Annotated in this window: 12 protein-coding genes; 6 read left to right on the top strand and 6 right to left on the bottom strand. The window is 70.0% G+C overall.

Annotation, left to right across the window (positions count from 1 at the left end; genetic code table 11):
* The 6 genes from murJ to trxA form a co-directional block, all read left to right on the top strand.
* Nucleotides 1-2,170 (top strand): murein biosynthesis integral membrane protein MurJ (gene murJ / locus ACSNOG_RS07630; protein ID WP_436751774.1); only part of this gene is annotated, 2,170 nt, incomplete at its 5' end.
* A gap of 109 nt (nt 2,171-2,279) precedes the next feature.
* Nucleotides 2,280-3,992, top strand: a complete 1,713-nt coding sequence (locus ACSNOG_RS07625) for a protein kinase family protein (protein WP_436751773.1) — start codon at nt 2,280-2,282, stop codon at nt 3,990-3,992.
* Between the two features lie 30 nt (nt 3,993-4,022).
* Nucleotides 4,023-4,712 carry an RNA polymerase sigma factor SigM gene (gene sigM, locus ACSNOG_RS07620; RefSeq protein WP_436751772.1) on the top strand — a complete coding sequence of 230 codons (690 nt, stop codon included), beginning with the start codon at nt 4,023-4,025 and terminating at the stop codon, nt 4,710-4,712.
* Between the two features lie 5 nt (nt 4,713-4,717).
* Nucleotides 4,718-5,674, top strand: a complete 957-nt coding sequence (locus tag ACSNOG_RS07615) for a zf-HC2 domain-containing protein (protein WP_436751771.1) — start codon at nt 4,718-4,720, stop codon at nt 5,672-5,674.
* Between the two features lie 111 nt (nt 5,675-5,785).
* On the top strand, nt 5,786-6,754 hold the full coding sequence (trxB, locus tag ACSNOG_RS07610; RefSeq protein WP_436751770.1) for a thioredoxin-disulfide reductase: 969 nt from the start codon (nt 5,786-5,788) through the stop codon (nt 6,752-6,754).
* 51 nt (nt 6,755-6,805) lie between these two features.
* The gene (gene trxA, locus ACSNOG_RS07605) at nt 6,806-7,132 is read left to right on the top strand and encodes a thioredoxin (protein WP_436751769.1); all 327 of its coding nucleotides are present in this window, start codon (nt 6,806-6,808) and stop codon (nt 7,130-7,132) included.
* Nucleotides 7,133-7,171: 39 nt separating this feature from the next.
* Here trxA and ACSNOG_RS07600 read toward each other — a convergent pair whose 3' ends face one another.
* From ACSNOG_RS07600 to yidC, 6 genes are all read right to left on the bottom strand, one after another.
* On the bottom strand, nt 7,172-7,789 hold the full coding sequence (locus ACSNOG_RS07600) for a GNAT family N-acetyltransferase (RefSeq protein WP_382040060.1): 618 nt from the start codon (nt 7,787-7,789) through the stop codon (nt 7,172-7,174).
* A gap of 298 nt (nt 7,790-8,087) precedes the next feature.
* Nucleotides 8,088-9,194 carry a ParB/RepB/Spo0J family partition protein gene (locus ACSNOG_RS07595; RefSeq protein WP_436751768.1) on the bottom strand — a complete coding sequence of 369 codons (1,107 nt, stop codon included), beginning with the start codon at nt 9,192-9,194 and terminating at the stop codon, nt 8,088-8,090.
* A complete protein-coding gene (locus ACSNOG_RS07590) occupies nt 9,191-10,219 on the bottom strand; it encodes a ParA family protein (RefSeq protein ID WP_436751767.1) in 1,029 nt (342 codons plus the stop codon). Before ACSNOG_RS07590 ends, ACSNOG_RS07595 begins: the two co-directional genes overlap by 4 nt.
* Before the next feature lie 298 nt (nt 10,220-10,517).
* Nucleotides 10,518-11,228: a 16S rRNA (guanine(527)-N(7))-methyltransferase RsmG gene (gene rsmG / locus ACSNOG_RS07585; RefSeq protein ID WP_436751766.1), complete on the bottom strand. Its 711-nt coding sequence runs from the start codon at nt 11,226-11,228 to the stop codon at nt 10,518-10,520.
* Nucleotides 11,229-11,372: 144 nt separating this feature from the next.
* Nucleotides 11,373-11,894 carry a protein jag gene (locus ACSNOG_RS07580; RefSeq protein WP_246430412.1) on the bottom strand — a complete coding sequence of 174 codons (522 nt, stop codon included), beginning with the start codon at nt 11,892-11,894 and terminating at the stop codon, nt 11,373-11,375.
* A gap of 14 nt (nt 11,895-11,908) precedes the next feature.
* Complete coding sequence (gene yidC / locus ACSNOG_RS07575) at nt 11,909-13,057, bottom strand: membrane protein insertase YidC (protein ID WP_436751765.1); 1,149 nt, start codon at nt 13,055-13,057, stop codon at nt 11,909-11,911.

Here is a 13,057-nt window from a genome sequence, read left to right as displayed (position 1 = left end):
GCCCCCGGCTGCCCCCGGCACGCCCCGCCAGGGCCCGTACGCCCAGGATCCCTACCTGCGGGACGCCTACGCCTCCGAGCCCTACCCCGGGCACGACCCGGCCGCCCAGGACCCGGTGAGCGACGCGCTGTACGACCAGGCCGCGCCGCCGGCGCCGCCCGGCGCGTACCGCAACACCTACCCGCTGCAGCAGCAGCCCGGCCCCGACACGGGCGCCCGGGCGTGGCCCCAGGCCCCGTCCGGCCCGTCCGCCCCGGCGGGCTTCCCCGCCCATGGCGACGACGACGCCACCAAGCAGTTCGCCGCGGTCGACGGCTTCGACCGCCAGGGCGACGACGGCCCCCGGCGGGACGCCTTCGCCCACCTCTACCGCGACCAGCAGCAGCCCTACGAGCCGCCGCGGCCGCCGGGGCAGCAGATCCCGGCACCGGGGCAGTACGGCTCCCCCGTGCCGCCGCCGAAGGTCCCGGCCGCCGAGCCCTCCGCGGAGCCGGAGCCCGCCGCGTCCGCGGCACCGGCGCCGGCCAAGGGCGGCAAGGCCGCGAGCCTGCTGAAGTCCAGCGCCCTGATGGCCGCCGGCACGATGGTCTCCCGCCTCCTGGGCTTCGGGCGCAACCTCGTGATGGCGGCGGCGATCGGCGTCAGCTCGCTCAACGACGGCTACCAGATCGCCAACACCCTGCCGACGATGATCTACATCCTCGTCGGCGGCGGCGCGCTCAACGCCGTCTTCATCCCGCAGCTGGTCCGCGCGATGAAGAACGACGACGACGGCGGTGAGGCGTACGCCAACCGCCTCCTGACGCTCGTCGTGGTCCTGCTGGCGGGCGTCACCACCGTCTGTGTGCTGGGCGCACCGCTCTTCATCCAGATGATGTCGCCGACGATCGCCGACGACCCCACCCGCATGGACGTGGCGGTCGCCTTCGCCCGCTACTGCCTGCCCACCATGTTCTTCATGGGCGTGCACGTCGTCATGGGGCAGATCCTCAACGCGCGCGGCCGCTTCGGCGCGATGATGTGGACCCCGGTCCTGAACAACATCATCATCATCGCGACCTTCGGCTCCTTCATCTGGGCCTTCGGCACCGCGGAGTCGACGGGCATCACCTCGGCGACGATCACGCCCGAGGGCGTCCGGCTGCTCGGCATCGGCACCCTGCTGGGCCTGGTCGTCCAAGCCCTCGCGATGCTCCCCTACCTGCGGGACGCCGGCTTCCGGATCCGCCCCCGCTTCGACTGGCGCGGACAGGGCCTGGGCAAGGCCGCGGGCCTGGCCAAGTGGACGTTCTTCTTCGTCCTCGCCAACCAGCTCGGCCTGATCGTCGTCAGCCAGCTCGCCACCAAGGCGGGCTCGCTCGCGGAGAAGGCCCACCAAGAGGGCACCGGCATCACCGCCTACAACTTCGCGCTGCAGCTCTGGCAGATGCCGCAGGCCATCATCACCGTCTCGGTGATGACCGCGGTGCTCCCCCGGATCTCCCGCGCCGCCCATGACGGCGACGCCTCCGCCGTCCGGGACGACCTATCGCACGGCCTGCGCACCTCGGCCGTCGCGATCGTGCCCTGCGCCTTCGCCTTCCTGGCCCTCGGCATCCCCATGGCAACCCTGATGTTCGGCAGCAGCGGCACCAACGCCGCGACGAACATCGGCTACATCCTCATGGCCTTCGGCCTCGGCCTGATCCCGTACTCGGCTCAGTACGTCATCCTCCGTGGCTTCTACGCCTACGAGGACACGCGCACCCCCTTCTACAACACGGTGATCGTCGCTGCCGTCAACGCGGCCGTCTCGTTCCTGAGCTACCTCGTCCTGCCGCCCCGCTGGGCCGTCGCCGGCATGGCCGCCGCATACGGCCTCGGCTACGCCGTCGGCGTCGGTGTCGCGTGGCGCCGCCTGCGTACCCGCCTCGGCGGCGATCTGGACGGCTCGCGCGTCGTCCGGACGTACGCCCGCCTCGCCGGTGCGTGCATCCCCGCGGCCCTCGTCGGCGGGGCCGCGGCCTACGGCATCACGCAGGTCCTCGGCCAGGGCGTGCCCGGGTCGCTCGCCTCCCTGACCGTCGGTGGTCTGGTTCTGCTCGGCGTCTTCTACCTCGCCGCGAAGCGCATGCGGATCGAGGAGCTGACGGCCATGGTCGGTATGGTCCGCGGGCGTATCGGACGCTGACGGGAGCACAACCTTCGCCCGCCGCCGTGTGTCGTGCATAGCGCCGGACTGTGGGCACAATTGTCTTGGCTGTGGACAGCGTGCAACGGATGGGGAGGCAGGAACGACGGTGGCAGAACGGAGCACAGCTGCCGTCGACGTGGCAGGCAACAGCGGCAGCAAGCCGCTGACCGCCAAGGCGGGCAAGGCCACGGCCGACGGGGCGGAGGCCGCGATCAAGGCCGGCACCCACAAGGACAGCGGGCGCGCGGACGGCAAGAAGCCCGCCCGTGACGCCCAGACCACGCCCGAACTGCACAGCGGCCACAAGCTCGCCAGGCGGTACCGCCTGGAGGAGTGCGTCACCCGTCTGGAGGGATTCAGCAGCTGGCGTGCGGTGGACGAGAAGCTCCGCCGCGCCGTGGGCGTCCATCTGCTGCCCGCCGACCACCCGCGTGCCCGACCCGTCCTCGCCGCCGCCCGCTCCGCCGCCCTCCTGGGCGACCCCCGCTTCGTCCAGGTCCTCGACGCCGTCGAGGAGAACGACCTCGTCTACGTCGTCCACGAGTGGCTGCCCGACGCCACCGAGCTCACCAACGTCCTCGCCTCCGGCCCCATGGAGCCGCACGACGCGTACCAGCTCGTCAGCCAGGTGTCCCAGGCCATGGCCGCCGCCCACCGCGAGGGCCTCGCCCACCTGCGCCTCCACCCCGGCTCCGTGCTGCGCACCGGCACCGGGCAGTACCGCATCCGGGGCCTGGCCGTCATGGCGGCGCTGCGGGGCATCACGTCCGACCACCCCCAGCGGACCGACACCGAGGCCATCGGTGCGCTCCTCTACGCCGCGCTCACCCAGCGCTGGCCCTACGAGGACAGCGCCCACGGGCTGCCCGGCCTGCCCAAGGGCGTCGGCCTCATCGCCCCCGACCAGGTCCGCGCCGGCGTCCACCGCGGCCTCTCCGAGCTCGCCATGCGCGCGCTCGTCAACGACGGCTCCACCGCTTCGCGGCAGGAGCAGCCGTGCACGACCCCCGAGGAGCTGTCCAAGGCCGTCGCGGCCATGCCGCGCATCCGGCCTCCGGAGCCGTCCTTCACCACCCCGCCGGGCGGCTACCCCCGCCCGCACGCCTACGGCCGGCAGTCGCCGCACGGAGGCAGCCCCACGGGCCCCTTGCCGGCGCCTCCGCCGCCTCCGCTGCAGGGCCGCACGGGCCGCGCCCTCAAGTGGAGCGTCGCCGCCCTGCTGATCGCCGCCCTGGGCCTGGCCAGCTGGCAGCTCGCCGACACGCTCCTGAAGGACGGGCAGGGGGACCACCCGCAGATCTCCGAGCCGACGGGGGAGGACGGTTCGAAGCCGACCGGCGAAGAGATAAAGGTCGTCGACGCGCGGGAGTACGCCCCGGACGGCACCCCGCAGCACGAAGACCTGGTGAAGAACACCTACACCAAGTACGACGACCCCTCGAAGACGTGGCGGTCGCGCAGCTACCTCCAGGGTCCGTCCCTGAAGCAGTACAAGGGTGGCGTCGGGATCATCTACGACCTCGGCAGCAAGCAGAAGCTCCACTCCGTAGACATCAAGTTCCTCTACGGCGGCGACCACACCGAGGTGTCGCTCTACTCGGCGAAGTCCCTGAACGGCTCCGAGCCTGTGAAGTCGCTGACGAAGCTCACGACCAAGAAGACCGAGGTCGATTCGATAAAGCTCTCCCTCAAGAAGCCGGTCGAGGCTCAGTACGTCGTCCTGTGGATCACGGCAGCGCCCTACTCTGGCCCTGACGCGACGACCTTTGCCGGTGACGGTTACAAGCAGGGCATCACCAACGTGAAGTTCACCGGCTGACGTTCGGAACGGACCTCAGGGGGCTCGACGGTGGACGACGTCCTGCGTGACGGACTCAGCGATGCCGATCTCCTCGCCCGGCACGTGGCCGGCGATCACGACGCCTTCGGCGAGATCGTGCGCAGACACCGGGACCGTCTCTGGGCCGTCGCCCTGCGCACCCTCGGCGACAGGGAAGAGGCCGCGGACGCCGTGCAGGACGCCCTGGTCTCCGCCTACCGCGCCGCGCACACCTTTCGCGGGCAGTCCGCCGTCACCACGTGGCTGCACCGCATCACCGTCAACGCCTGTCTGGACCGGGCACGCAAGGCGGCGTCACGACGCACCGACCCGCTGGCCGAGACCGAGCGGCTGGAACAGCTCATCGAGCCGCATGAGTCCGCGGCCGCCCCCGCGGAGCGCGGGGACCTGCACCGGGAGCTGCTGCAGGCCCTTGCCACCCTCCCGCCCGACCAGCGCGCCGCCCTCGTCCTGGTGGACATGCAGGGCTATCCCGTCGCCGAGGCGGCCGAAGTGCTGGATGTTCCCGTCGGCACCGTGAAGAGCCGCTGCGCGCGAGGGCGGGCACGGCTTCTGCCGATCCTCACCCATCTGCGTCCCGGTGGCAGGGGTAGCCCACCGCTCGACGGGGGAAGGAACCGGTCGCAGGGGGCGTCCGTCCCACCACCGGCAGGACAGAGCGACGCAGATCCAGTGAAGGGCGGAGGTGGGCGAGCGTGACTTCGATGACCGGCACGGATGGGCACCCGGAGGTCGCGGAGATCTCCGCGCTCACCGAGGGGGTGCTCTCGCCGGCACGCACCGCGGACGTACGGGAGCACCTGGCGGCGTGCGAGCTGTGCGAGGACGTCCGCAGCTCCCTGGACGAGATCCGCGGCGTGCTCGGCACCTTGCCCGGCCCTCCCCGGATGCCGTCCGACATCGCGGGCCGCATCGACGCGGCACTCGCTGCCGAGGCGCTGCTGGACTCGACCACACCGCCCTTCGGCGTCCCCGTTTCCTTCAACGCCCCCGTCTCTTCCTCCTCGGTTTCACGTGAAACCGAGGAGGAAGAGACGGGGGAGAAGGCGGCACGAGCCTCGGTTTCACGTGAAACCGTCACCCGCCCCCAGGGGCGTCCCCGTGCCTCCACCGGCCCCGGCGCTCCGGCACCGTCCCGTAAGCCCCGTCGTCCGCGCACTCGCCGCTGGCCCACCGTGCTCCTGGGGAGTGCCTGTGTCACCGCGGTGATCGTCGTGGGCGGCATCTTCCTGCAGTCCGGCGGAACGGACGCGCCCACGGCGGGCCCCTCCACGGACCGCAGGAGCAGCCCGTCGGCGGCCGCCCACCTCGGCTCCGGTGATCTCGCGGAACGGGTGCACGCTCTCCTGAAGCCCCTGTCCTTCAGCCCCACCGAGCCCCGGGGGAAGACCGCCGAGGCCGACGGCGGCGCGCCGGACAGGACACTGAGCGCCCCGGGCGGCACAGCGCCCTACTGTGTCCAGCAGGGCATCGGGCGCCCGGAGCGGGCGCTGGCCTCCGAGCCGGACACCTATCAGGGTGAGGACGCCTACCTCGTCGTCCTGCCGCACCCCGGTGACACCGAGCTCGTCGACGCCTATGTGGTCTCCGCCACCTGCGTCGACGCGGGCTCCGCGACACCGGGCAAGGTATTGCTGACCGAGACGCTGCCGCGTCTCTGAGCCGTCCCGGCCGCAGCAGGCACCCGCGGGAATGCCTGCCCCGTAGGATCCGTTGGGTGGGGTGAACCCCTCAAGGACCGAGACAGCAGTCGGCAGACAAGGAAGACTCCCGTGAGCGACGTCCGCAACGTGATCATCATCGGCTCCGGGCCCGCGGGCTACACGGCCGCGCTCTACACCGCCCGCGCCTCGCTGAAGCCGCTGGTCTTCGAGGGCGCCGTGACCGCCGGTGGTGCTCTGATGAACACCACCGATGTCGAGAACTTCCCCGGCTTCCGTGACGGCATCATGGGCCCGGACCTCATGGACAACATGCGGGCGCAGGCCGAGCGCTTCGGCGCCGAGCTGATCCCGGACGACATCGTCGCGGTCGACCTGAGCGACGAGATCAAGACCGTCACCGACTCCGCCGGTACCGTCCACCGCGCCAAGGCCGTGATCGTCACGACCGGCTCGCAGCACCGCAAGCTGGGCCTGCCCCGCGAGGACGAGCTCTCGGGTCGCGGTGTCTCCTGGTGCGCCACGTGCGACGGCTTCTTCTTCAAGGACCACGACATCGCCGTGATCGGTGGCGGTGACACCGCGATGGAGGAGGCCACCTTCCTCTCGCGGTTCGCCAAGTCCGTCACCGTCGTCCACCGCCGTGACACCCTGCGGGCCAGCAAGGCCATGCAGGAGCGCGCCTTCGCCGACCCGAAGATCTCCTTCGTGTGGGACAGCGAGGTCGCCAAGATCCACGGCGAGAACAAGCTCTCGGGCCTGACCCTGCGCAACCTCAAGAGCGGCGAGACCTCCGAGCTGCCGGTGACCGGTCTGTTCATCGCGATCGGCCACGACCCGCGCACCGAGCTCTTCAAGGGCCAGCTGGAGCTGGACGACGAGGGCTACCTCAAGGTGGACGCCCCCTCCACCCGCACCAACCTGACCGGTGTCTTCGCCGCCGGTGACGTCGTGGACCACACCTACCGCCAGGCGATCACCGCCGCCGGCACCGGCTGCTCCGCGGCGCTGGACGCCGAGCGCTTCCTCGCTTCCCTCTCGGACAGCGAGCACGTGCGCGAGCCCGAGAAGACCGCCTGACTCACCCCCCCTCCCCCCGCCCCGCGCAGAGAAAGAGACGAGGAGACCCCCGTGGCTCTCAAGGCTGTAACCGACAAGACCTTCGACGAGGACGTCCTCAAGAGCGACAAGCCCGTGCTGGTGGACTTCTGGGCCGCGTGGTGCGGTCCGTGCCGCCAGATCGCCCCCTCCCTGGAGGCGATCGCGGCCGAGTACGGCGAGAAGATCGAGATCGTCAAGCTGAACATCGACGAGAACCCGAACACCGCCGCCAAGTACGGCGTGATGTCGATCCCGACCCTGAACGTCTACAAGGGCGGCGAGGTCGTCCAGACGATCGTCGGCGCCAAGCCGAAGGCGGCTCTGGAGCGCGAGCTGAGCAGCTTCATCCACGCGTAAGCGTCGGCACCACCACTCTCCGGGCGGCGCGGACAGCCACTACAGCGGCCGCAGCGCCGGCTCCTTCTGCACGGCACCCAGCAGACGGTCCAGCGCGAGCTCGACGTCTTCCTTCCAGGAGAGCGCCGAACGGAGCTCCAGCCGCAGCCGCGGATAGCGGGGGTGCGGCCGCACCGTCTTGAAGCCGACGGCCAGCAGGTGATCGGCCGGCAGCACACAGGCCGGTTCCTTCCAGCGCGCGTCGGCGAAGGCCTCGATGGCCTTGAAACCCCGTCGCAGGACGTCCTTGGCGGCGGTCTGCACCATCATGCGGCCCAGCCCCTGGCCCTGGAAGCCCGGGGTGAGCCACGCGGTCATCAGCTGGACCGCATCCGCGGCGACAGGGCTGGTGGAAAATGCGGCCGACCGGGGGACATAGGCGGGCGGCGCGTAGAGCACAAAGCCCACCGGGACCTCATCCACGTAGGCCACCCGGCCGCACGAACCCCACTCCAGAAGGACCCCGGAGATCCAGGCTTCCTTCTCCAGCTCCGGTCGCCCCGCCTTCAGCGCGGCTTCACCGCTGACGGGGTCCAGTTCCCAGAAGACGCAGGAGCGACAACGCTGGGGGAGGTCCGGGAGATTGTCCAGCGTGAGCGGTACGAGCCGACGCCCCATGGAGCCATTTCCTCACTTCCATCGCGTGCCACACTCCGGGCGGCGCTCAGCGCGCTCCGCTCCTGGAGGAGGCTGCCGACGAATCCGCCGACTGCTCCCAGGCCGAAGCCTGTTGCCATCAGTCCGGTCCGGCTCACCCATCGCATGGCCCCGCCCCTCCGCGAACTGTGTCAACGTGGTTGCGCCATACCCCAACGCATCGTATCCGTGCCGGGATTGAGCGAACAGCAGGACAAGGCAAAGGGCGGGTTGTGTTCCACGTGGAACACAACCCGCCCTTTGCCGTCAGCTCCTGCTGTCAGTCCTCGTCCTCGCGGGAGAGCTTCTGCTCCAGCACCCGGCCCTCACCCGGGGCGAGCGTGCCGAGGATGCGCTCCAGATCCTCCATCGAGGCGAACTCGACGACGATCTTGCCCTTCTTCTGCCCGAGGTCGACCTTCACCCGGGTCTCGAAGCGGTCGGACAGACGCGTGGCCAGATCGGTCAGCGCCGGAGAGACCCGGGCGCCGGCCCGGGGACCCTTGGGCTTGGAGGAGCTACGCTTCTCCGGGTCCATCAGCTTCACGATCTCTTCGACCGAGCGCACCGACAGCCCCTCGGCCACGATCTTCGTGGCGAGCTTCTCCTGCTCCTCAGGGTCGGTCACCCCCACCAGGGCGCGGGCGTGGCCGGCCATCAGGACACCGGAAGCGACCTTGTTCTGCACGACGGGCGTCAGTTTTAGCAGCCGCAGCGTGTTGGTCACCATCGAGCGCGAGCGCCCGATCCGGGCGGCCAGCTCGTCATGCGTGCAGTCGAAGTCCTTGAGGAGCTGGTCGTAGGCGGCAGCCTCCTCAAGCGGGTTCAGCTGGGCCCGGTGCAGGTTCTCCAGCAGGGCGTCCAGCAGCAGCTTGTCGTCTTCGGTCGCCCGGACGATCGCGGGGATCCGCTCCAGGCCAACCTCCCGGCAGGCCCGCCAGCGGCGCTCGCCCATGATGAGCTCGTAGCTGCCCGCGGCCAGACGGCGGACGACGATGGGCTGGAGCAGGCCCACCTCACGGATGGAGTGGACCAGCTCCCTATGGGCGTCCTCGTCAAAGACCACCCTCGGCTGCTGCGGGTTGGGCGTAATAGCGTCCAGCGGCAGCTCCGCGAAGTACGCCCCGGCCACCGTCTCCGCCGACGTCTCGGCCGCGGCCTCGGCGCGAAGCGCCTCCGCATCCGTTTCACGTGAAACGGTGAAGTCCTTCACCGGCAGCGCCGTCACCTTGGAGGCCGCCACCCCCCGCTCCGGCGCGAGAACCGGCACCGCGGTGGGAGACGTGGCGTCATAGCCCCCCGCGGGGCCAGCGCTCTCCGATGCCTTCGGCGCCGCTGGAATCAGGGCACCGAGCCCACGGCCCAGTCCTCTACGTCGATCGCTCACTGCAGCCCCTCCGACATGCTGTGCTGGTCTTGCTGTTGCTGGCGGCCCACCAGGTGAGCCCTACTGCCGTCGTAACGTACGCCGATCCCCCGCAGCGCGATCTCCCGGGCTGCCTCCAGGTAGGAGAGCGCGCCACTGGAACCCGGGTCGTACGTCAGGACCGTCTGTCCGTAGCTGGGCGCCTCGGAGATCCTGACGGAACGCGGAATGCTGGTCCGCAGCACCTCGTGGCCGAAGTGGGTGCGCACTTCTTCGGCCACCTGGGACGCCAGCCGGGTCCGCCCGTCGTACATCGTCAGCAGGATGGTCGAGACGTGGAGCTGGGGGTTGAGGTGCCCACGCACCAGCTCGACGTTGCGCAGCAGTTGGCCGAGGCCTTCCAGGGCGTAGTACTCGCACTGGATGGGGATCAGCACCTCGGCGCCGGCGACGAGGGCGTTGACCGTCAGCAGGCCGAGCGAGGGCGGGCAGTCGATCAGGATGTAATCCAGCGGCTGCTCGTAGGCCTTGATCGCACGGTCCAGCCGGCTCTCGCGGGCAACGAGCGAAACCAGCTCGATCTCGGCGCCCGCCAGGTCGATGGTGGCGGGCGCGCAGAAGAGCCCCTCCACGTCGACGACCGGCTGCACCACATCGGCGAGCTTCTTGCTGTCCACCAGGACGTCGTAGATCGACGGCACCTCGGCGTGGTGGTCGATGCCCAGAGCCGTCGAGGCGTTGCCCTGCGGGTCGAGGTCGATGACCAGTACGCGGTTGCCGTGGAGAGCCAGGGAGGCCGCCAGGTTCACGGTCGTCGTGGTCTTACCGACGCCGCCCTTCTGGTTGGCGACCACCATGACCCGGGTCTGCTCCGGCCTGGGCATCGGGGGAGGGGGCGTTTCACGTGAAACAAGCTCCATCCCGGGTTCGGAGTCGGCGGGGCGGGGGCCGGGGACCGGGTCGGCCATCGGCCCCGCGATATTGGCGTCGGACCGCAAGGATTCACTCTCCTCGACATCAGGCTCGCAATGGACAGAGCCTGCCATGCTTTCGGGGTTGTGAACCAGCGAGGCCCGTTCTCCTGTGGATGAATCCAGCATTCCTGTGGATGCACCGGTGTACTCAGCCGCCCGCTGGCCGCGCGGTACAACCGCGCGACCCCGGTCGATGATTCCCTGCAGCAATGAGCGTCGTTTCACGTGAAACACGATGCAGCGCACGCTGTGCACCGGAGCGGCGACACTCCGCTACAGGTAGGTTTGGCAGGTTGTATGGAGCATTGGCCCTGCTCCCCCAGGGTGACCCGAGGCGCTCGGGCGACCCCAGGCGACCTCAGCTGACCCCTCAGCGACGGCGACGCGAGCGGCCCGCGGCCTTGGCCCGCTTGGCGGCGAAGCGCACACCGCCCGGGCTCTCCCCCACCTCGACCCGGACCACGGTGGACGGCGGGTCCACCACGCCCTGACCGACCTGGAGCACCGAGGTCCGCACCACGCCGAGCTTGCTGAGGGCCGCACGGGCGCCCTTGAGCTCCTCCTCGGCGGTGTCGCCCTTGAGGGCGAGCATCTCGCCGTACGGCCGCAGCAGGGGCACGCCCCAGCCCGCCAGCCGGTCCAGCGGGGCGACGGCGCGGGCCGTGACGACGTGCACCGGCTCGACCTTGCCGAGCATCTCCTCGGCGCGGCCGCGGACGACGGTGACGTGGTCCAGGCCCAGCAGCTCCACGACCTCCTGGAGGAAGTTCGTACGGCGGAGCAGGGGCTCCAGCAGGGTGATCTGGAGGTCCGGGCGGACCAGGGCCAGCGGGATGCCCGGCAGGCCGGCGCCCGAGCCCACGTCGCACACGGAGACGCCGTCCGGGACGGCCTCGGCGAGCACCGCGCAGTTCAGCAGGTGGCGCTCCCACAGCCGCGGGACCTCGCGGGGACCGATGAGACCGCGCCGGACGCCCGCGTCCGCGAGCACCTCGGCGTACCGAACGGCCTCCGGCAGGCGGTCACCGAAAACCTCCCGGGCCTCGGGGGGCGCCGGGGGGAGCTCCGCTGCCTCATCCACGGGAAACCGTCCTTCCGTACGACGTCTCTCTGAGAATCACTGAGAAATCAGAGTCTGAATATCAGGCTGACAAGGATCGGCCCCGCCTGCGAGCAGACGGGGCCGGACACACCTAGAAGTGGGATCGAAGAGACCGAGAGGGACTCAGGCGGGGAGGACGACGACGAAGCGCTGCGGCTCCTCGCCCTCGGACTCGCTGCGCAGGCCCGCGGCGGCAACGGCGTCGTGGACGACCTTGCGCTCGAAGGGGGTCATCGGGTCCAGCTTGACCGCGGCACCGGTGCTACGGGCCTCGGCGGCCGCCTGCGCGCCCACCTTCGCCAGCTCCTCGCGCTTGCGGGCCCGGAAGCCGGCGATGTCGAGCATGAGGCGGCTGCGGTCGCCGGTCTCCCGGTTCACGGCCAGACGGGTGAGCTCCTGGAGCGCCTCCAGCACCTCGCCGTCGCGGCCGACCAGCTTCTGCAGGTCGCGGCTGGTCGAGTCGCTGATGATCGACACCGCGGCGCGGTCGGCCTCGACGTCCATGTCGATGTCACCGTCGAGGTCGGCGATGTCCAGCAGACCCTCGAGGTAGTCGGCCGCGATCTCGCCCTCCTGCTCCAGGCGGGACAGGGTGTCGGTGCCCTCGGCGGCGACACCGCTGGTCTGGCGCTGCGTGTCCGTCACGGTGGACTCCTTCATCACTTCTTGGAGGGGTGCTTGGGCCGCTGCGGGCCGCTCTTGCGCTGCCCGGACTTGGATCCGCCGCCGGCCTGCCCGGGCTTCCCGCCCTTGGCGTCCTTGGCTTCCTTGGCGTCCGTGCCCTGCTTCTTCTCGAGCGAGGACTTCTTCTCGAGCGAGGGCTTGTCCTCGGTGGAGGCGGCGGTCGTGGCGGCCGTGGCGGCCGTGGCGCCCGGCGCGGCGACCTGGCGCTTGGCCTTGGTCTGGCGCTTGGGCTGCTGGCGGTTGGCGCGGGCGGCCTCGACCGCCTTCTTCGCCTCGACCTCGGCCGGGTCCTCCTTGAGCTTGCCCTTGGCCCGCAGGCGGTCCTGGCGCTGCTTGAAGGCGACGCTGCCCGGGGTGGGGTTACGCCGGATGACGAACATCTGCTGACCCAGGGTCCACACGTTGGTGGTCAGCCAGTAGACGAGGACACCGACGGGGAAGTTGATGCCGAGGACGGCGAAGATGATCGGGAAGACGTACATCAGCATCTTCTGCTGCTGCATGAACGGCGTCTTCACCGTGAGGTCGACGTTCTTCGTCATGAGCTGGCGCTGCGTGTAGAACTGCGACAGCGACATCAGGATGATCATGACGACGGTGACGACGCGGACGTCGGTCACCGTGGCGTTGAAGGACTCGATCTTCGCGGCGGAGTCCAGGAACTTCACCGACAGCGGGGCGCCGAAGATGTGCGCCTTCTGCGCGCTGTCGAGCAGCTCCTGGTTGATGAAGCCGACCGTCTTGCCCTGCGCGATGTGGTTCAGGACCTGGTACAGCGAGATGAAGAAGGGCGACTGGGCCAGGATCGGAAGGCAGCTCGAGAGAGGGTTGGTGCCCGTCTCCTTGTAGAGCTTCATCATCTCTTCGGACTGGCGCTGCTTGTCGCTCTTGTAGCGCTCCTGGATCGCCTTCATCTTCGGCTGGAGCGCCTGCATGTTCCGCGTGGCCTTGATCTGCTTCACGAAGAGCGGGATCAGGCAGATACGGATCAGGACCACCAGGGAGACGATGGACAGACCCCACGCCCAGCCGCTGTCCTTGTCGAAGACGAGGCCGTACAGCGAGTGGAACTGGACGATGATCCAGGAAACTGCGTAATAAAGAGGACCGAGGATCGTGTCCAC

The organism is Streptomyces sp. URMC 124 (genome assembly GCF_051386455.1).
GTDB lineage: Bacteria > Actinomycetota > Actinomycetes > Streptomycetales > Streptomycetaceae > Streptomyces.
Note: the sequence above shows the minus strand (reverse complement) of the source record. Positions and strands in the feature narration are given on the sequence as shown.

Excerpts from the sequence above, each read along its gene's own strand:
- ACSNOG_RS07600 (WP_382040060.1), bottom strand. The coding sequence starts at position 7,789 with ATGGGGCGTCGGCTCGTACCGCTCACGCTGGACAATCTCCCGGACCTC.
- ACSNOG_RS07590 (WP_436751767.1), bottom strand. The coding sequence starts at position 10,219 with ATGGCAGGCTCTGTCCATTGCGAGCCTGATGTCGAGGAGAGTGAATCC.
- ACSNOG_RS07615 (WP_436751771.1), top strand. The coding sequence starts at position 4,718 with ATGACCGGCACGGATGGGCACCCGGAGGTCGCGGAGATCTCCGCGCTC.